The sequence below is a fragment of the Chryseobacterium sp. X308 genome (assembly GCF_020733145.1).
Lineage (GTDB): Bacteria > Bacteroidota > Bacteroidia > Flavobacteriales > Weeksellaceae > Chryseobacterium > Chryseobacterium cupriresistens.
In genome coordinates this window covers 235,232-255,418 of sequence record NZ_JAJFZH010000002.1, presented here as the reverse complement: position 1 = coordinate 255,418, position 20,187 = coordinate 235,232, and the positions used below count along the sequence as shown (strand labels likewise).

The 20,187-nt window shown below is 39.9% G+C and carries 15 protein-coding genes; all 15 read left to right on the top strand.

Going from position 1 to position 20,187, the window contains the following annotated elements:
• Positions 1–73 precede the first annotated feature (73 nt).
• On the top strand, positions 74–334 hold the full coding sequence (locus LIV57_RS04115; protein ID WP_227941538.1) for a hypothetical protein: 261 nt from the start codon (positions 74–76) through the stop codon (positions 332–334).
• A complete protein-coding gene (locus tag LIV57_RS04110) occupies positions 321–1,655 on the top strand; it encodes a TolC family protein (RefSeq protein ID WP_227941537.1) in 1,335 nt (444 codons plus the stop codon). The genes LIV57_RS04115 and LIV57_RS04110 overlap by 14 nt, the downstream gene beginning before the upstream one ends.
• A gap of 11 nt (positions 1,656–1,666) precedes the next feature.
• Positions 1,667–2,713 carry an HlyD family secretion protein gene (locus LIV57_RS04105; RefSeq protein ID WP_227941536.1) on the top strand — a complete coding sequence of 349 codons (1,047 nt, stop codon included), beginning with the start codon at positions 1,667–1,669 and terminating at the stop codon, positions 2,711–2,713.
• Positions 2,714–2,715: 2 nt separating this feature from the next.
• Positions 2,716–4,305 (top strand): MFS transporter, encoded by a 1,590-nt coding sequence (locus LIV57_RS04100; RefSeq protein ID WP_227941535.1) that lies wholly within the window; start codon positions 2,716–2,718, stop codon positions 4,303–4,305.
• 573 nt (positions 4,306–4,878) lie between these two features.
• Positions 4,879–5,604 carry an NUDIX hydrolase gene (locus LIV57_RS04095; RefSeq protein WP_047430953.1) on the top strand — a complete coding sequence of 242 codons (726 nt, stop codon included), beginning with the start codon at positions 4,879–4,881 and terminating at the stop codon, positions 5,602–5,604.
• 16 nt (positions 5,605–5,620) lie between these two features.
• Positions 5,621–7,105: a xylulokinase gene (locus tag LIV57_RS04090; protein ID WP_227941534.1), complete on the top strand. Its 1,485-nt coding sequence runs from the start codon at positions 5,621–5,623 to the stop codon at positions 7,103–7,105.
• Positions 7,106–7,212: 107 nt separating this feature from the next.
• Positions 7,213–8,541, top strand: coding sequence for a xylose isomerase (xylA, locus tag LIV57_RS04085; RefSeq protein WP_227941533.1), 1,329 nt, complete (start codon positions 7,213–7,215; stop codon positions 8,539–8,541).
• A 93-nt stretch (positions 8,542–8,634) separates the two neighbouring features.
• The gene (locus LIV57_RS04080; RefSeq protein ID WP_202842954.1) at positions 8,635–11,529 is read left to right on the top strand and encodes a SusC/RagA family TonB-linked outer membrane protein; all 2,895 of its coding nucleotides are present in this window, start codon (positions 8,635–8,637) and stop codon (positions 11,527–11,529) included.
• Positions 11,530–11,541: 12 nt separating this feature from the next.
• On the top strand, positions 11,542–13,500 hold the full coding sequence (locus LIV57_RS04075) for a RagB/SusD family nutrient uptake outer membrane protein (RefSeq protein WP_227941532.1): 1,959 nt from the start codon (positions 11,542–11,544) through the stop codon (positions 13,498–13,500).
• A 79-nt stretch (positions 13,501–13,579) separates the two neighbouring features.
• Positions 13,580–14,755, top strand: a complete 1,176-nt coding sequence (uxuA, locus tag LIV57_RS04070) for a mannonate dehydratase (RefSeq protein WP_227941531.1) — start codon at positions 13,580–13,582, stop codon at positions 14,753–14,755.
• Positions 14,756–14,786: 31 nt separating this feature from the next.
• Positions 14,787–15,602: an SDR family oxidoreductase gene (locus LIV57_RS04065; protein WP_227941530.1), complete on the top strand. Its 816-nt coding sequence runs from the start codon at positions 14,787–14,789 to the stop codon at positions 15,600–15,602.
• 225 nt (positions 15,603–15,827) lie between these two features.
• Positions 15,828–17,246 carry a glucuronate isomerase gene (uxaC, locus tag LIV57_RS04060; protein ID WP_227941529.1) on the top strand — a complete coding sequence of 473 codons (1,419 nt, stop codon included), beginning with the start codon at positions 15,828–15,830 and terminating at the stop codon, positions 17,244–17,246.
• Between the two features lie 4 nt (positions 17,247–17,250).
• Complete coding sequence (locus tag LIV57_RS04055; RefSeq protein WP_227941528.1) at positions 17,251–18,249, top strand: sugar kinase; 999 nt, start codon at positions 17,251–17,253, stop codon at positions 18,247–18,249.
• Positions 18,246–18,878: a bifunctional 4-hydroxy-2-oxoglutarate aldolase/2-dehydro-3-deoxy-phosphogluconate aldolase gene (locus LIV57_RS04050; protein WP_227941527.1), complete on the top strand. Its 633-nt coding sequence runs from the start codon at positions 18,246–18,248 to the stop codon at positions 18,876–18,878. The genes LIV57_RS04055 and LIV57_RS04050 overlap by 4 nt, the downstream gene beginning before the upstream one ends.
• Positions 18,879–18,882: 4 nt before the next feature.
• A complete protein-coding gene (locus LIV57_RS04045) occupies positions 18,883–20,157 on the top strand; it encodes an MFS transporter (RefSeq protein WP_227941526.1) in 1,275 nt (424 codons plus the stop codon).
• Positions 20,158–20,187: the final 30 nt, after the last annotated feature.

The window sequence follows — 20,187 nt, the reverse complement described above, 5'->3', positions numbered from 1 at the left end:
AATATTAGGCTGATTATATTAAAAGATAGTTTTTGCCCATGAATAATTTTGCTCTTGTAAATAAAACAGAATTATGATAAAACATACAATAGCAAACCGGGATCAGTACCCCGAAACTGAAACAAAAGAAAAAGCTTTCGATCATATCGGCTTTGATCATGCAGAAACTTTCGAACCAATTAATTTCTACCGCTTGGCCTATTCTTATCCTTATGTGCCTATGGTTGATTTAACTTTAATCTTTGATGAACTAGGGAAAATGATAGCAAACAGGCTCTTTAAAAGAAGAGAAAATAGAAAAACTCACAAAAGTAAAATTCATGAAACCCTATAAATTACTTCCATTATGGGTTGCAGTATTGTTGCTGCCCATGTCAAATATTCATGCCCAGAACACAGCCACTACTCAGGTGATGAGCCTGGAAGAAATGTGGAAAGCAGCCGAAGCGAATAATCGTCAACTGAAACTGTCAGATTTACATCTCCGGCAAAGTAAACTGGAAGTACTTGAAGCCAAAGATCGTCTGCTGCCGGAACTTTCGCTGGGTGGAGAAGTAAAGCTCAATTCCAGATTCCTTCTTTATAATGAAGGATTATTTTCGTCTCCGCAGGATGTACCGGTTAAAAGCTATGGATATGGAGCAGGATATAGTCTGAATTTTAACCTCTATAATGGCGGAAAGGAAAGAATAAATATAAAAATGAAGCGGGAAGAAGAGTTACGCAGGCAATATGAAGCTCAGCTGGAAAAGCACGGCGTGAAATATACGATTGCAGTTGAGTATTTTGATTTGTACAGATTCTTGTATTTCCGGGATTTTCTCTATGCAGAAATTGCTGCAGAGAAAAAACAGTTATCAATGATCGCGAGCCTGCATCAAAATGGAGTAGTACTAAAAAGCGATGTGCTGCGGACCTCTGTAAAATTATCCCAATTGGAACTAAACCTGTCTGATATAGAGAAAAAAATAGATATCAGAAAACAACGTCTGAATGTGCTGATGGGAAGAGATCAGCTTCAACAGCTGGAAATTGATTATAAAAAAAGTCAGGATATGGAAATTATTCAGGACAGCAATTACACCGGTTACCTTGATATTGTGCTCAGCCAGTCACCGGAACTTAAGATGATGGACAGCGATATTAGATCGAGTGAATTAAATATCAGTCAGGTTAAAGCAGCACGTTTGCCAAAAGTGTCATTATATTCCACTTATAATTATACCTATCCCCAGATCTCATTCTATCCTTACTCAAATGATATATGGGGATTCGGGCAAACCGGAATCAGAGTACAGTTTTCCCTGGATAATTTATACAAAAGCAAACATTCCATTGCTTTGGCCAGGATTATCAACGGTGAAGCTAAGGAAAAAGCCAATAGGAAAAATGATGAAGTTACCCTTCAGATAAAAGAAGCTTATCTCCAGCAAAAACAAGCTTTGGAAAGCGTGGAAACCGCAGAGAAAAATATCTTAAGGACTACGGAGACTTTACGGGTAATCCGAAACAGTTATCTCAATCAGGAATCCCTGCTCACCGATCTTCTTGAAGCAGAAAACGCCTTACTGGAAGCAAAATTTGATTTAACAACTGCACAAACAAACGTACAACTTAGTCATATCCGGATTCTGGCAATCGCTGGAATTCTTTAAAACCAATTATTATGAATAAAAATAAAACAGATCAATGGATTGTCAACCTAACTCAATGGTTGGGAGCTGTATTGTTAACAGGTATTTTCATATGGGGAGTCCTGTATTTCATAAGACAATATCGCTATGAACAAACCAATGATGCACAGGTAGATGCCTATTTGTCTCCCATTAATGCAAAAGTAGGAGGGTATATCAGTAAGATTTATTACAAAGACAATCAACAGGTGAAAAAAGGGGATACACTGGTTCTTATTGAGCTTGATGAATATGGTTTAAAAAGAGATATTGCATCAGCTGAACTGGCAGGTTCATATGCTAAATTGCCTATTTTGGCTGCCAGTGAAGAAACACAGAGAAAAAGTATTGAGGTGATAAAAGCACAACTGGCCGGAGCTGATGCCAAACTGAAACAGCAGAAAAGAGAGTTTCAACGCTACAAAAACCTTCTCGCAGACGAGTCAGCCACACCACAAAAATTTGACAATGTCAGCACAGCTTTATCTATCACACAATCTGATTACGATCAGACCCAGGCCTCCTTACGGGTAGCCGAATCAAAGCTCAGTGATATTCATGCACAGCGAAATGCAGCAGAAGCAGAAATAAAAATCAGGAAAGCTATGGTGAAACGCCAGGAACTGGACATTAAATATACTGTAATTACTGCGCCTTTTGACGGACAGATTGGTAAAAAGACCATTCAGGAAGGACAATTGATACAGCCGGGTCAGACGCTGGCATTTCTGGTGAATAAATCAGAAGAAAAATGGGTGACTGCCAATTTTAAGGAAACGCAGATTGCCCGCTTCAAAACCGGTCAGGCTGTAACGGTAGAAGTAGATGCTTTTCCGGATGAACAATTCCATGGAGCCATCGAATCACTTGCTCCCACCACAGGTTCCCGATATTCATTGCTGCCACCGGATAATGCCACCGGGAATTTTGTGAAAATCATACAGCGTATTCCTGTGCGCATCAGACTGAGAGATACCCCTGAAAAATTAGCAAAACTTTCTGCAGGAATGAATGCCAATGTTTACATTTTAAAAGATTAACGATGCAGGCTCATAAAATTCCGGTTTTTAAACCCTGGGTTTCCGAATGGCTGGCAAGATCCGTAATATTTGCCATTCTGATGACCTGCCTTTTTAGTTTTGCTTACTATAGCAGTCCTGTTTCGGCAATGGGTTTTTATGGTGTGCAAGCTACTGATGTTCAATATGCCATGGTGGTAACTTATGGTTCAACTGTAGCCTTTTTAGCACTGGATTTTCGTATTGTAAAATATTTTGCTCCAAGAAAATATTTGTTGACGGCGTTTGCAGCTAATATAATATGTTCTGTTATCTGTTTTTATTCCAAAGACTGGACACTGTTTGTAATCTGTCAGTTTGTGCAGGGAATTACCTGTGCACTGACCTCGGGGATTGTCTTACAGCTTATCTTTCCGAGATTGCATTCCACACGTGCAAGGATAATTGCATATAGTCTTCTCTATGGGAGTATACAGATTGCTGTCCCGTTCTATTCCATCTATTCCAGCATCGTGCTTTATTTTTATGACTTCAACAGGCTGTTTTATGGTCTCGTCATGATACTTATTTTACTTGCGTTGGTTGTATTGGTAACAATGAACGGTAAGGCAAGATTTACCAGAAAAATACCTCTCTATCAGGTAGACTGGGCCGGTTATTTGTTTTATGCCTCTTTTATTTTGATTCTGGGATACATCCTTGTATATGGACGGCAGTCAGGCTGGTATGACAGTCCGGTAATTATTCTTCTTACCTTAAGCAATATAACTATTCTTGTACTTTTTGTTGCCAGAGAGTTGAAGCTTAAACGGCCATTGATTAATTTACAAATTTTCAGAACAAAGAATTTTGTGATCGGATTGCTGTTGCTTTTTCTGTTTTATATTTTTAAAGGAAGCACGGGGCTTGCCTATGGTTATCTTGAGGCTATTTTAGGCAATAATCCACTCAGCACAATACCGATCTGGATAGCCGTAATTGCAGGAACTACAGTGGCAATGTTTGTTACCTCCCGGTTGATACTGATGGGATTTAATCTGATCAGGATTATTATTGCAGGATTTGGTTTTATGGCTCTGTACTACGCCTACATGCTGATTTTTGTTTCTGTGCAGGGTGAAACAGCAGATTTCATTCTGCCTATGTTGATCTACGGTGCCGCAACAGGTGTTTTATTTGTTCCGATTGTTTCTTTTACTACATCAGCGGCACCGCCAAAAATTGCCAGCAATGCTTCATTGATAGGAATATTGGCCAGATTTGTTGGTTTTAGCGCCAGCCTGGCTTTTAATAATGAACTTCAGCTGTTTACCAAATCGGCCGTAAGGGAAAAATTCAGGGAAACATTAACAGAAACGAATACCCAATTGCCTGTTAGTTTAATGGATATTCAAAACCAATATATGAATGCGGGAAATGATGTGTATACTGCAAAAGCTGCTTCAGCCGCCCAATTCAATGCTTTGATCCGGCAGCAGATTTTGGCACGTGCTACCCGTGATTATTATGACTGGATGCTGTTGGGAATAGTGTGTGTGATTATAATGCTCCTTCTGTTTCCAAAAATTCAGCAAGTACTGCTTAGACTAAGGAAAGGAAATATACCTTATTAGAAAGCAGTAAATCTTTCAGATATTTTTAAGTTCAAGATTGGGAAAACGTAACATTCTTCTAATCCTGCAGAATCCCATTTTTGCAGGGTTTTTTGTTCTCTGATTTCCGAAATTTTCAGGTGTTTCCAGATGCTGTATTGTAGAGTTTTTTCGTGTTTACATTATTATATCATATTATTGTTTAAGCTGACTGTTTCATAATTATTTGTAGTTAGAGTGTAAAAAATGGTAATCGAAAATGATGATTTACCTCTTTTTTAATAATGAAAAGTGTGCTTTTTACATTTTTTTTTCGTGCAAAATGAAAAAAAAAATAATTCTTCTTATCATAATATTTATTCAGAAAAAAATAATCTTTTTAAGGGTATTATAAAATTGCAATTGATTGTGAATTCATGTCTTATGAAATAAGTAAGTGTAAAATTAATGATAACCTTATCATATTTTTTATACAATTGATATCATAAAAATTCGATATGTAAATCATTGATAAGCAGTAGATAATAGCGGATTTATTTTTTTTATTCAGATGAATTTTTATATTTGTAATGTTACCAAAATGTTAACAAACTAATGAATCAGAACTTTATTCATACCTATGTCTCTGTAGATTGTGTTGTGTTTGGATTTGACCATGAAAACAGGTTGAATATATTACTAGTACAACGCCATGTTGATGACGTTCCGTTGGAAAAGCAGATCAAACTTCCTGGAAGTCTTATTTTCAGCGATGAGGATGTAGATGATGCAGCACAAAGGGTACTTCATGAACTGACAGGGATAAAAAAAATGGTTCTCAAACAATTCAAATGCTTTGCCGATCCCATGAGAGCGAGCAATGCCCATGATATCAAATGGATGGATCAGGAATACAAACATCATATAGACAGGATCATTACGGTGGCCTATCTTTCTCTTTGTAAAATAGACCATAAGATTAACAGTACAAAATATGATACCGTAGACTGGTATCCTATTGATGAGGTTCCGGTACTGCCTTTTGATCATAACAAAATTATCACTGAATCTTTAATGGAGATCAGAAAATGGATTGAATCTGATTTCTCCATTATTTTTGAGCTGCTGCCTAAAAGATTCACCATAAGACAGCTTTATCAGCTGTACAGTGCTTTAAATGAAAAGAATATAGATATTAAGAATTTCCATAAAAAAATATCCTCATTCCCCTATATCGTTCCTTTGGATGAAATTCAAAAAGATGTATCACACCGCGCAGCAAGATATTACCGATTTGATGCTAAAATCTACAAGAAAAACAATACAAAACTTATAAAATAACCCTTTTAAAAAAATTATGTACTTACTAGGCTATGACATTGGCAGTTCTTCTGTGAAAGTGTGTCTCATTGAGGCGTCCAGCGGAAAAGTGATTGCTTCTGAATTTTCTCCCAAAAAAGAGATGAAAATCACTGCTATAAATCCCGGATGGGCAGAGCAAAATCCGGTAGACTGGTGGATCAATCTGAAGTTGGCACACGAAGCTGTCATGCATGAATCCGGAGTACATGCAGAAGATATTAAAGGAATCGGAATTACCTGGCAGATGCATGGGTTGATTCTTGTAGACAAAGATCAGAACCTTTTAAGGCCATCCATTATCTGGTGCGACAGCCGTGCTGTACCTTATGGTGAAAAGGCTTTCAAAACCATAGGAGAAGAAAAATGTCTTTCACATCTGTTGAATTCACCGGGAAACTTTACAGCATCAAAGCTTGCCTGGGTAAAAGAAAACGAACCTGAGATCTTTGAAAAGATAGATAAAATAATGCTTCCCGGAGACTATATTGCCATGAGGCTTTCAGGGCAGATAGGAATGACCATTGAGGGATTATCAGAAGGAATATTCTGGGATTTTAAGAACAACTGCATTTCGGAAGATATCATTAACCACTATGGAATTCCTGAAAGTTTCTTCCCGGAAATTGTACCTACATTTGGTATCCAGGCAACAGTTTCAAGGGCAGCAGCAGAAGAATTAGGCTTAAAGGAAGGTACACCTATTTCTTACAGAGCAGGAGACCAGCCCAACAATGCGCTTTCCCTGAATGTCTTTAACCCTGGAGAAATTGCCTCTACAGCAGGAACTTCAGGAGTGGTTTATGGAGTGCTGGACCAGCTGGAATATGATAAATTATCAAGGGTCAATACATTTGCCCATGTCAATTACACACCGGAACAGATCAGGCTTGGGGTTTTACTGTGTATCAACGGAACCGGAATTTTAAATTCCTGGCTGAAGCACAATTTTGCAACTTCGCTTTCTTCGTATGGTGATATGAATGATATGGCTTCACTTTCACCCATCGGATCTAAAGGGTTAAGCATCATTCCTTTTGGAAACGGAGCTGAAAGAGTGCTGGAAAATAAGGATACAAGCTGTTCAATTCACGGAATAAACTTCAATATCCATTCAAAAGGCGATATTCTTCGTGCAGCACAGGAAGGTATTGTATTCTCTTATGAATATGGAATGGATATCATGAGAAATATAGGCATGGATATCCAGGTGATCCGTGCCGGAAATGCCAATATGTTTTTAAGTTCGATTTTTCGCCAGTCGCTATCCAGTGTCAGCAACGCGGTTATTGAACTTTATGATACCGATGGAGCGGTAGGAGCAGCAAGAGCTGCCGGAATGGGAATAGGATTTTATTCAGATTCCAGAGAAGCATTCTCTTCACTCGAAAAAATAGCGGTGATAGAGCCCGAACATGAAAAACAGGAACAATATTTAGAAGCCTATGCCAGATGGAAACATCATCTTAACGAAATAATCTAGGACCATTACAACAGCATTTTTCATCCTCTTACTGACTTTTCAGAATCAGTGAGAAGGGAATTTCTACGCAAAAAATTAAAAACAAAAATAAAAATAATCAAATAAATATGAACACTTTAACAGGTACAAAAGAGTTTTTTACAGGTATTGAAAAAATTAAGTTTGAAGGGAAGGAAAGTAAGAACCCGTTGGCATTCCGTTACTATGATGCGGAAAAGATAGTGATGGGAAAACCTATGAAAGACTGGACAAGATTTGCGATGGCATGGTGGCACACCTTATGTGCCAACGGAAGCGATCCGTTCGGAGGACCTACCATTCACCACCCGTGGGATATCGGAAACGATCCGGTAACAAGAGCAATGCACAAAATGGATGCAGGTTTCGAATTCATGTCTAAAATGGGATTCAATTACTACTGCTTCCATGATATCGATCTGGTAGACCCTGCCAACAACTGGAAGGACTACGAGAAAAATATGCAGACTATTGTGGAATATGCAAAACAAAAACAGCAGGAAACAGGAATTAAGCTTTTATGGGGAACAGCCAATGTTTTCACTCATGAAAGATACATGAACGGTGCTTCTACCAATCCGAATTTTGATGTAGTAGCCTGTGCAGGAACTCAGGTGAAAAATTCAATAGATGCAACCATAGCACTTGGTGGTGAAAATTATGTTTTCTGGGGTGGAAGAGAAGGATATATGAGCCTTTTGAACACAGACATGAAGCGTGAAAAAGATCACCTTGCCCGTTTCCTTTCCATGTCAAGAGACTATGCACGCCAGCAGGGCTTTAAAGGAACTTTCCTGATTGAGCCTAAACCAATGGAGCCTACCAAACATCAGTATGATTATGATTCTGAAACCGTAATCGGATTCCTTAGACATTATGGATTAGATAAGGATTTTAAACTGAATATCGAAGTGAATCACGCTACATTGGCAGGTCATACATTCGAGCATGAGCTTCAGGCTGCTGTTGATGCAGGTCTTTTAGGAAGTATTGATGCCAACAGAGGAGATTATCAGAACGGTTGGGATACCGACCAGTTCCCAATTGATTATTACGATATGGTTCAGGCATGGCTGGTGCTGCTTCCGGCAGGAGGTCTGGGAACCGGAGGGGTGAATTTTGATGCCAAAATCAGAAGAAATTCTATTGATGCTGAAGATCTGTTCATTTCCCACATCTCAGGAATGGATGTATTCGCAAAAGGTCTTCTTGCTGCAGCTGATATCCTTGAAAATTCAGATTACAAAAAGCTGAGAACAGACCGTTATGCTTCTTTTGATAACGGAAACGGAAAAGCATTTGAAGAAGGCACACTTACACTGGAAGATCTGCAGAGAATAGCTCACGAAATCGGCGAACCACAGCCAAAAAGCGGAAAACAGGAATTGTTTGAAGCCATCGTGAATATGTATATATAATTAAAAATAAAAGGCTTATAAACACTAAGGATTTTTATACACAATAATTATTAAAGAGCCTTTTATTCAACAACTAATATTAAAATAATAATTATGAACCGATTTTATTTCAATAAAAGCAATAGAGCAGCACTGTTTTTTGCAATGACTCTATTGCCTTGCGGCATAGCATATTCACAGGTTAAGAAAGATACAGTAGCTAAAGAAAATAAAATAGATGAAGTTGTTGTGATAGGATATGGAACCCAGAGAAAAGAAGCTGTAACAGGTTCTGTAGCCACTGTAAAAGGAGATGCCCTGCGTGAAGTACCTTCTGCCAACATTACCCAGGCATTACAGGGAAGAACGGCAGGGGTAGATATCTCGCAAACCTCCACTAAACCGGGTGCTGCCATGCAGATCCGTATCAGGGGAACACGATCTCTGACAGGAGATAATAACCCATTGATTGTATTGGATGGTATTCCTTTCGTAGGGTCACTGGGAGACATCAGCTCAAGTGATATCAAAAGTATTGACATCCTGAAAGATGCTTCTGCTACAGCTATCTACGGGTCAAGAGGAGCAAACGGTGTTATCCTTGTTACCACCAACAGAGGAGCAAAAGGGCAGAGGCCTAAATTTACCTATAACACCTTTACAGGAGTTCAGACCTTGTTTTCAAAATATCCGATGATGGATGGTCCTAAGTTTGCAAAGCTGCGTGCTTATGCCATTCCTGCGGGAAATAAAACGCCATTGTATTCCAACGGAGCTGATGAAAATAACAGCGTCAATACTGACTGGCAAAGTCTGTTTTATAAGCCGGCGATGATGACCAGTCACGATGTAGGAGTTTCAGGAGGAACAGAAGGTGGAAATTATAATGTAGGATTATCCTATTTTAAACAAAATGCATTAATTCCTATTCAGAGTTATGAAAGATTTGCCCTGAGAATGGCAATTGACCAGCAGGTAGGATCTGTCTTTAAGTTTGGCTTTACAACCAATACAAACTATTCTGTCTCTGAAGGAAATGGAGTAAATCCGGGAGCGGTTCTGGGATATTCTCCGATTGCCAATCCTTACAATGCGGACGGAAGCCCGAAAAGAGTAATGAGCACCGCAGGCGGTATCGATCAAACATGGATTTATACCAGAAGAAGCCTGGAGAGCCTGGCGGAGAAATATATTGATGAAACCAAATCTTTTGCATCCTATAACAACCTTTACGGAGAAGTCAGCCTTCCAGTCAAAGGGTTGAAATACAGGTTAAATGTAGGGTTGGATTTCCGTACTTCAAACAGCGGAAACTATAGTGGTGTAGGAGTCTTCAATACAAACCCTCTGGGACCGTCAGCTGCAGGAAAAGGGAATAACCAGACTTATCACTGGGTATTGGAAAACCTCCTTACGTACGACCGTACATTCGGAAAACATAAGATCAACGCTGTAGCATTATACTCTGCAGAACAGAACAAATATACAAGCTCATACATGAGTGCAAAAAATGTCCCTGCAGACTTTTTCCAGTATTATAACCTGGGACAGTCGCCTCAGGCAGATATTACGGTAAGACCTGAAGACCAGGCGTACTGGAAAACAGGCCTGCTTTCAGCGATGGGAAGAATCATGTATACGTATGATAACAGGTACATGCTTACAGCCACACTCCGTGCTGACGGATCTTCCAGACTGGCACCGGGTAACAAATGGCATACCTATCCCGCATTATCATTAGGATGGAATGTTACCAACGAATCCTTCATGGAGAATATCAAAGCGATTAATCTTCTGAAATTCAGAGCAGGATGGGGGCAGACTTCCAATCAGGCAGTAGATCCATACACTACGATGGGAAGATTTAACGTGGCTCCTTATAACTACGGAAGCGCAGGAAGTGCAGGAATCTATGGAAATCAGCCACCTAATCCAAACCTTGGATGGGAATATTCAAAAACACAAAACTACGGGGTAGACTTCGGGATCCTGAACAACCGCCTTACGGGAAGTGTGGAATATTACAAAACCCATACATTTGACCTGTTGACACAAAAAAGTCTTCCGGCAACAAGCGGTTGGTCATCCATCGTTTCCAATGTAGCCGAAACGGAAAATAAAGGGGTGGAAATTTCCTTGAACGGAGTTATTTTTGATAACCCGGATGGGTTTACATGGGAAGCCGGAGTTAATTTTTACACCAATAAAAACAAAATTTTATCTCTTGCATCCGGAACACAACGGGACATCAATAACTCATGGTTTGTAGGACATAATATTAATTCATTATACGATTATCAGTATATCGGTCTTTGGCAGGCTGGCGACCCGTATCAGAGCATTCTTGAGCCGGGAACTGCTGCGGATGTTATAGGATCTATCAAGGTTCTTTACACCGGAGGCTATAATGCTGACGGAACTCCGGTAAGAGCAATAGGACCGGATGACAGACAGATTTTTGATACCGCTCCGAAATTCCAGGGAGGATTTAATATGCGCTTTGCCTACAAGAACTTTGAACTGAGCACAGTAGGAGCTTTCCAGCACGGAGGAATCCTTGTGAGTACGATTTACGGATCTGCAAGTTATCTTAACAGATTAACGGGTAGAGGAAATAACGTGGATGTGGACTACTGGACAGAGGATAATACCGGAGCCTATTTTCCGCGTCCGGGACGTCATTTGAGTGGCGATAATCCAAAGTATTCTTCTACTTTAGCGATGTTTGATGCTTCTTACCTTAAGCTTCGTACCATTACATTAGGCTATAATGTCAATAAAGATTTTTTAAAGGATCTGAAAATTACCAGCTTAAGAATTTACTTTACGGTAACCAATCCTGTTGTACTATTCTCACCTTATCATAAGTTCTCAGGAATGGATCCGGAACCAAACTCTTTCGGAAATGAAAACCAGGCAGTAAGCGGATATCCAAACCGCCAGCTTGTCATAGGGACGAACAACCCTTCCACAAGAAATTACTTAATGGGACTTAACTTAACCTTTTAAAACTGTACTGTCATGATAAATTTTAACAAAAAACTGCTATTAGGAGCAATCTTTTTATCCTTAACATTTACAGGTTGTAGTGAAATTCTTGATGAGCAGCCAAGAGCAATCTATACAGCTGACTATTTTAATACACCGGATGGAGTTAATCAGGGATTTACGGCTTTATACAGACAGATGAGATTACTGTATGGCAATGGCTACTTTATGAGCAATTGTCAGAACGGAACTGACGAATCTACCTGGGCACAAAGTGCGGATGGAAACTTCAAAGAATTGGATATGTCCGGAAACGGTATTATCAATTCCAATACTTTTCCTACAAGTATGGTCTGGAACTCCGTATTCCCGTATATCAATACTGCCAACGGAATCATTGAAAAAGGACCAGGATTTGGAATTGCAGAATCTATGATTTCTGAAGCCCGTTTCTTCCGCGGATTTTACTACTTCATGCTCGTACAGACCTATGGAGGAGTTCCTCTGGATTTAGGAGCAGGGGAATTGAAATATAACACTCTGCCTTCCACCTCTTCCGTAAGAAATACCGTACCGGAAGTATATACAAAAACGGTTTTTGCTGACCTTAAAAAAGCAATAGAAAATTTACCTGCATCACCAAGGGTAACGGGAGGTGTAACCAAAAATGTTGCAAGACTGATGCTTGCCAAAGCTTACCTTACTTATGGATGGTGGCTGCAGAATCCCAACAGCATTCCAACTTATCCTGAAGTGGCAAGAACTGATCCTGACGGACACAATGCCCAGTGGTATTTCCAGCAGGCTTATGATATCGCCATGGAAGGAATCAACAATCCCGGACCTTATGCGCTTCAGCCTACCTTCTATGATGTGAATGTAGGTTCCAATGACAGAAATACCGAATCTATGCTGTATGCAGACCATACACAGTCAAGTACATACTACAACGAAAGTGATCCTGTAGGATTTGGATCAGGCTGGGCACCGGACAATTTTGCAGCATGGATGCAGACCTGGAACTATACTGCCATCAAAAGTAGTAAAACTACAGCATGGGAAGGGGCGGACGTTGTAAGCGCCGTACAGAGAGAAGCAGCACAGCCATTGGGACGTCCATGGGTGCGTATGTGTCCTACCTTAGGTGTTATCAAAAATACTTTTGCAGATAAAACCAACGATTCCCGTTATGATGGAACTTTTGTAACCACCTACAGAGGAAACTGGAACAAGAATGGAACAGGCCTTACAACAGTTCCTGTACTTTATAATGCCAATAATTTACCTGTACAGCCGGGAGGAGCTATCTTAAGCTTCCTGAATGATGACAGCCAGACGCCTTCTTACCCTACAGGATCCGGACAAAGCGGTGTAGGAGCAGGAACCCTTCCGGGAAGAGCAGACTGGGTGATCGCACCGAACGGAATCAGCAGAATTGTATATCCGGGTCTTTGGAAAATAGGAACTTACCGTACCGATGATCCGAACGGGTTAGGATATCCGAATGCAGGATTAACCCGTCCTTTCAGTGTTGCCAAATTTTCAGAATTCTATTTTATTGCCGCAGAAGCAGCAGTAAAAGGAGCTTCAGGAGCTATGACAGCCAGAGATCTTATCAACGTCATCCGTGCCCGTGCCGGAAAATGGAAGTTCAATAATGCACAGAATACCGCTTATGTAGCAGATAACAGTGCAGCGATGACGGCTGCTACGCCATCTGTAATTACCATTGATTATATCCTTGCAGAAAGATCCCGTGAATATTACGGAGAATTCTACAGATGGTATGATCTGGTACGTACACAGAAGTGGGGAGATTATGCGGCAAGCTATCAGATTGGAGGAGCTTCTTACGGAGATCATGATCCGCAGACGGTGACAAGAACGATAAAGCCTTTTCATTATCTGAGACCGATTCCTCAGAATCAGATTGATGCGATGGAAGTATCGGCAGATATTAAAGCTAAATATCAAAATCCCGGATACAACTAATTTCATTCTACATTCATATCAGCAACAAAGTAGGTGTGGAATGCACCTGCTTTGTTTACCTGAATTAAAACTTTACATTATGGAAAAAACCTGGCGTTGGTTTGGAAAAAAAGACAAAATAGAACTGGGTACACTCCGTCAGATCGGAGTAGAAGGAATTGTTTCTGCACTGCATGACATCCCAAACGGAGAAATCTGGAGTTTGGAGGCCATCAATGATTATAAAAACTATATAGAAAGCCACGGACTTCGCTGGTCTGTTGTGGAAAGTCTTCCCGTAAGTGAAGCTATCAAATACGGAGGTGAAGACCGTGACTCTTTAATAGAAAATTATATTACGAGCCTTGAAAATCTGGGTAAAGCAGGAGTTACAACAGTTTGCTACAACTTTATGCCTGTTCTCGACTGGGCAAGAACCGACCTTTTTCACGAGTGGGAAGACGGCTCATCCTCACTTTATTTTGACAAAGCCAAGTTTGCCTACTTTGAAATTCATATCCTTCAAAGAGAAGGAGCAGAAAATGATTACAATTCAGAAATCCTTCAAAAAGTAGAAGAATTAAAAAATACCTTAACGGAAAAAGATAACAATGACCTGATAGACTCAGTTATTGTAAAAACACAGGGATTCGTGAACGGAAATATCAAAGAAGGCGAATTGAATCCTGTAGAAAAGTTCAAAAGTTTATTAGCATTGTATGACGGGATCGATAAAGACAGACTTCGTCAGAACATGAAATATTTCCTCGAAAAAATAATGCCTGTCTGTGAAAAATGGAATATCCAGATGTGTGTACATCCTGATGATCCTCCGTTTTCACTATTGGGTTTACCAAGAATAGTGACCAATGAAGAGGATATTGACTGGCTTCTGCAGGCTGTTGATAATCCTCACAACGGATTAACGTTTTGTGCCGGTTCTTTAAGTGCTAACCTTCAGAATGATGTTCCCAAGCTTGCGCAAAAATTTGCTCACCGTACCAAATTCGTTCACCTGAGAAGCACGAATGTCTTTGAAAACGGTGACTTCATCGAGGCTCATCACCTGGGAGGAAGAGGAAAGCTCATTGAAGTGATTCGTGTATTCGAAAAAGAAAATCCTGATCTTCCGATGAGAATTGACCATGGAAGGCTTTTAACAGAAGATATTGACAAAGGATATAATCCCGGCTATTCATTTTTAGGAAGAATGTTGGCATTGGGCCAGATCGAAGGAGTAATGGCAACAGTTCAGTCAGAACTACAGAACAATTAATCTGCGTTTGTAATAAATAATAAAAAGTAAAATGAAAGACCTGTTTAGTATTAAAAACAAAGTAGCAGTCATCACAGGGGCTTCGGGCGTTTTGGGAGGCAGCCTTGCCAAAAGTTTTATAGAGGCCGGTGCCAAAGTTGTGGCTCTGGGAAGAAACCAGGAAACACTGGATGCCCGCGTAAAAGAGCTTACAGATCTGGGAGGAGATGCATTCGCTGTAGAAACCAATGTGATGGATATTAAAAGCCTTGAAGCGGCTGCTGTGAAAATAAAAGAAAAGTATGGCAGCATTGACATTCTGCTCAATATAGCCGGTGGAAATATACCGTCAGCAACCTTATCACCCGAACAGTCATTTTTTGATATGGATATGAAAGGATGGGCAGAAGTTACCGATCTTAATATCAATGGAACTGTTTACCCGAGTTATGTTTTCGGAAAAGTAATGGCGGAGCAGGGGAGCGGCAACATTATTAATATTTCTTCCATGGCTGCCTATTCAGCGATTACAAGAGTGGCCGGATATTCTGCAGCCAAATCGGCAATTACCAATTTTACCCAATGGCTTGCATCAGATCTGGCATTGAAATTCGGAGATAAAATAAGGGTAAATGCAGTGGCACCAGGATTTTTCATTGGAGATCAGAACCGTGCTATCCTGTTGAATCCGGACGGAAGCTTAACCGAAAGAAGTAAAAAAGTAATAGCGAAAACGCCCATGCAGAGATTTGGAGAAGTAGAAGAACTGAACGGGGTTGTACAGTTTCTGTGTTCCGGTGCAGCAAGTTTTATCACAGGAGCACTGATTCCTGTTGATGGAGGTTTCAGCGCATTCAGCGGAGTATAAAAAGCTAATTTCTTCATATCATCAAACAGGACCTTAGTGGTTTCATTAAGGGTTCTGTTTTTAAATGTAGACACCTAAGTGTTGTGAAAATCATTGATTTTCATCTTATGTGAACTTTTCTGCATAATCATAATTGAAGTGTTCTAAAAACAAAGCTTTTGTGACTTTTGTGGTTTTGCAGAGTGTAAACAAGTTAATTAAAATCCAGGATTGTAAAAATAAATAATGAGTAATTCCATTAAAAATAAAAACGTTTTCGGAGAATTGTTTTTGCTTGAATCAGCAAAGGCAGAAAATCTGTATTTCGGATATGCCAAAGACATGCCGGTGATCGATTATCACAATCACCTGGAACCGGATGTTATTTCTGCTAATCAGAATTTCCGTTCTCCAAACGCTATCTGGCTGGATGGTGATCATTACAAATGGAGAGCCATGAGAAATTTTGGTATTGATGAACAGTATATTTCCGGAAATGCTTCAGATTATGAAAAATTCATGAAATGGGCAGAAGTGGTGCCTTATACCCTTCGCAATCCGCTGTTTCACTGGACCCATCTGGAACTCAAAAATCCTTTTGGTATCAACGAATATTTATCACCCAATAATGCAGATACGGTGTATCATCAGATGAATGAAAGTCTGCAGACACCTGGTTTTTTACCACAATCCATTATTCAGAATTTTAAAGTAGAAGCGTTGTGTACTACGGATGATCCTGCAGATGATCTGGTTCATCATAAAGCTTTAAAAAGCAGCAGCTTCCAGACAGCTGTTCTTCCGGCTTTCCGCCCTGATGCTTATATCAATATGATTAATCCCGAACAGTATCTTTCAGGAATTAAAAAGCTTGAAAAAGTCTGTGGATTTTCTATCGTGTCAGCTTCTGATCTGTTAAATGCGCTTCAGGGCAGAATCAATTATTTTGTGGAAGCAGGAGCAAAAGTTGCTGATCACGGCTTTGAATATTTTCCGGATACCACAAAGTGGAATCAAAACCTTGAAAAAGAGTTTTCCGAATTCCTGAAAGGGAATATTTCGACATTTTCCGATCCCGATGCATTATGCGGCTATATGCTGAAAGAGCTTTGCAAAATGTACGCAGAAAAAGGCTGGGTACAGCAGTTTCATGTAGGGGCAACCCGAAACAACAATTCAGAAATGTTCAAAAAAATGGGTGCCAATGCAGGATACGATGCCATTGGAGAACCCTATTATGCACAGCGGTTGAGCGTTTTGCTGGATGCATTGAATTCAGAAGGAAAACTGGCCAAAACCATCATATACAATCTGAATCCGGCATGTAATGAAGTTCTGGCAGCACTTGCCGGAAATTTCAATGAAGGAGGCATTAAATCCAAAGTACAGTTTGGAGCAGCCTGGTGGTTTCTAGATCAGCTCGACGGGATGACGAAACAGATGAATACACTTTCCAATATCGGTCTGATCAGCACTTTTGTCGGCATGCTGACCGATTCCCGAAGCCTGCTGTCATTCTCAAGACACGATTATTTCAGAAGGCTTTTGTGCAATCTGTTCGGAAGTGAAATGGAAAGAGGTCTTCTTCCCGATGATGAAAAATGGGTAGGAAAGATCATTCAGGATATCTGTTATCATAATACCAAAAAATATTTTGAAATCTAATACTATGCAGAATCCAGCTAAAATACTATGTTTCGGGGAACTGCTTCTCCACTTTGCCCCGGATTCCGAAGGAAACTGGTTGAATGAGCAGTCTCTGAAGATGTATGTTGGCGGCGCTGAATATAATGTGGCAGCAGCACTTTCCCAGTGGAAGAATCCTGTGAAATTATTATCAGCTTTACCGGAGAATTTCGTAGGAAACCAGCTGGAATACCAGCTTAACAATAAAGGAATAGAAGTCCTTGCAGAAAAAACTCAAGGGCGAATAGGAACATTTTACCTTTCTTCTGATGGAGATATGCAGAACGCTTCAGTAGTGTACGACCGATTTCCGTCTGTTTTTACCCAATCGGATTTTGAAACTTTCAGTGATGATGAACTATTTTCAGAGGTAAAATGGCTGCACATCACTACCATTACACCTGCTCTGAGTGATAATGCATTCCGCAAATGTCTGCAAATCATGAAAGAAGCCAGAACAAGAAATATTACGGTTTCTCTCGACCTGAATTACAGAGCGTTGCTTTGGCAAAATCAGAATCCTAACAAAATTAATGAGCTCATGCCATTTGTGAATGTCCTTATGGGAAATATCTGGTCTGTGGAGAAATTCCTGAATATTCCTGTTGAATATGAGCTTAATGGAAAATTTGATGATGAAAATCATCTGAAACAGGCCGAAAAAACAGCATTGGAAATCAGAAGACAATTCCCGGAGGTGGAAAAAATTGCGAATACCTTCCGCTTTACAAACGGAGAACAGGTGAATTACTTTGCCACCTTATTTGCTGATGAACAGCTTTTGATTTCAGAAAAATATAATTCAGATACCATTGAAGAAAGGGTAGGAAGCGGTGATTCTTTCATGGCCGCTTTGATTCATGGAATTTTAAGAGGAAATCCTGATCAGCAGATCCTTGAGAATGCGACAAAAGTTGCTTTTAAAAAGCTTTTTGTAAAGGGAGATACCATTGATGAAAGCATTAATATCGAAACATTATGAGTGAAATACTGCAAAAAATAAAAGACCAGAAAATCGTTCCGTTGTTTTATAACGAATCGTTTGAAGTCTCAAAAAATATCGTAAAAGCTTTATACGAAGCAGGAATCCGTGTGATAGAATATACCAACCGCGGTCATCAGGCACTGGAAAACTTCACTAAGCTGAAAGAAATTTCCCATATTGAATTTCCGGGACTTCTGTTAGGAATCGGGACGGTAAAAAACATACAAGAAATGGATGATTATGCTAACGTAAAAGCAGATTTTATCATTACACCTGTTATCAATGAGGCATTGGTGAAACATGCTCTCGAAAAAAATGTCCTTTTGATTCCGGGCTGTTTTACCCCTTCCGATATCAATATTGCGTATCAGAACGGTTTAAAACTGGTTAAAATATTCCCGGCAGATGCTTTAGGGAAGAACTACATCAAATCTGTGAAACCTGTTTTTCCGGGAATGAATTTTATGCCCACCGGAGGAATCCATGCCGAATCTGAAGATATCAGGGAATGGCTCAAGGGAGGCGCCATAGCGGCAGGGTTGGGAAGCTCTCTCATCGGAAAAGATAGTAATGAAGAAGAACTGATGCTGAAAACAAAAAATTTATTACAACAACTTAATCAATAACTCAATGCAGGCTCCTCAAAACCGCAATATAAGATGGTGGATGCTGTCTCTTGTCTTCCTCGCCACTACGATCAATTATCTTGACCGTCAGGTAATGGGTTTGCTGAAACCTGTACTGGAAAAAGAATTCAGCTGGGATGAAAAAGATTATAGCTATATCGTCATGGCTTTTACCACGACATATGCCATCGGTTATATGGCGATGGGAAGGTTTATAGACAAGGTAGGAACCAAAATCGGGTATGCGGTTTCTCTTATTGTATGGAGTTTGGCCTCGATAGGACATGGTCTTGTCAAAAGTACCATCGGGTTTATCATTGCGAGAAGCACGTTGGGAATCAGTGAAGCAGGAAACTTTCCTGCTGCCATCAAATCAGTGGCTGAATGGTTTCCCAAAAAAGAAAGAGCACTGGCAACGGGAATTTTTAACTCAGGAGCAACGGTGGGAGCTATTTTAGCACCGTTATTGGTTCCGTTCATTCTTGGGCATTACGGCTGGAGACAGACCTTTGTATGGATTGGTGCTTTGGGCATGGTTTGGATTATTCTTTGGTGGAAATTTTATACCGTACCGGAAAAAGCCAAAAATATCAGCAAGGAAGAATTGCAGTACATAAAAAGCGATCAGGCTGAAAAAGCAGAGGAAAAAACCAAAATTCCTTTATCGGAATTACTGAAATATAAAGTAACATGGTCATTTGCCATCGGTAAAATGTTAACCGATCCTATCTGGTATTTCTTCATGTTCTGGCTGCCGGCGTATTTCTCGGATGTATTCAAAATGGATTTAACAAAACCTTCCCTTCCATTGATTATTATTTATGGCGGAACTACGATCGGAAGTATTGGCGGTGGATATCTCTCATCATTTCTGATCAAAAAAGGATGGGCTATTGGAAGGGCCAGAAGCATTACCATGTTATTGTTTGCTTTGATGGTGGTTCCGGTCATGTTCTCAAAATATGTAGATAATATGTGGATGATCACGATCATCATTGCCTTTGCAACAGCTGCACATCAAGGATGGGGAGCCAATCTTATGACCACGGTCGGAGATCAGTTGCCTAACAGCTATGTCAGCTCTGTCATTGGTTTTGGAGGAATGCTCGGTTCTGCGGCAGGAATTATTTTTCCGCTTTTTATCGGAATTGTTCTCGATGCTTTTAAAAAATCAGGAAACATCAACGGAGGCTACAATATTATTTTCTTTATTGCAGGAATTTCATATGTTGCAGCCTGGGGACTCATTTTGTTGATTAACAGAAAGAAAACAGTTTAGTATAACAATAATACAGTTTGAAGTTTAAAA

Bases quoted from the DNA above. Each gene is read 5' to 3' on its own strand.
- LIV57_RS04115 (WP_227941538.1), top strand. From the start codon at position 74: ATGATAAAACATACAATAGCAAACCGGGATCAGTACCCCGAAACTGAA.
- LIV57_RS04110 (WP_227941537.1), top strand. From the start codon at position 321: ATGAAACCCTATAAATTACTTCCATTATGGGTTGCAGTATTGTTGCTG.
- LIV57_RS04105 (WP_227941536.1), top strand. From the start codon at position 1,667: ATGAATAAAAATAAAACAGATCAATGGATTGTCAACCTAACTCAATGG.
- LIV57_RS04100 (WP_227941535.1), top strand. From the start codon at position 2,716: ATGCAGGCTCATAAAATTCCGGTTTTTAAACCCTGGGTTTCCGAATGG.
- LIV57_RS04095 (WP_047430953.1), top strand. From the start codon at position 4,879: ATGAATCAGAACTTTATTCATACCTATGTCTCTGTAGATTGTGTTGTG.
- LIV57_RS04090 (WP_227941534.1), top strand. From the start codon at position 5,621: ATGTACTTACTAGGCTATGACATTGGCAGTTCTTCTGTGAAAGTGTGT.
- xylA (WP_227941533.1), top strand. From the start codon at position 7,213: ATGAACACTTTAACAGGTACAAAAGAGTTTTTTACAGGTATTGAAAAA.
- LIV57_RS04080 (WP_202842954.1), top strand. From the start codon at position 8,635: ATGAACCGATTTTATTTCAATAAAAGCAATAGAGCAGCACTGTTTTTT.
- LIV57_RS04075 (WP_227941532.1), top strand. From the start codon at position 11,542: ATGATAAATTTTAACAAAAAACTGCTATTAGGAGCAATCTTTTTATCC.
- uxuA (WP_227941531.1), top strand. From the start codon at position 13,580: ATGGAAAAAACCTGGCGTTGGTTTGGAAAAAAAGACAAAATAGAACTG.
- LIV57_RS04065 (WP_227941530.1), top strand. From the start codon at position 14,787: ATGAAAGACCTGTTTAGTATTAAAAACAAAGTAGCAGTCATCACAGGG.
- uxaC (WP_227941529.1), top strand. From the start codon at position 15,828: ATGAGTAATTCCATTAAAAATAAAAACGTTTTCGGAGAATTGTTTTTG.
- LIV57_RS04055 (WP_227941528.1), top strand. From the start codon at position 17,251: ATGCAGAATCCAGCTAAAATACTATGTTTCGGGGAACTGCTTCTCCAC.
- LIV57_RS04050 (WP_227941527.1), top strand. From the start codon at position 18,246: ATGAGTGAAATACTGCAAAAAATAAAAGACCAGAAAATCGTTCCGTTG.
- LIV57_RS04045 (WP_227941526.1), top strand. From the start codon at position 18,883: ATGCAGGCTCCTCAAAACCGCAATATAAGATGGTGGATGCTGTCTCTT.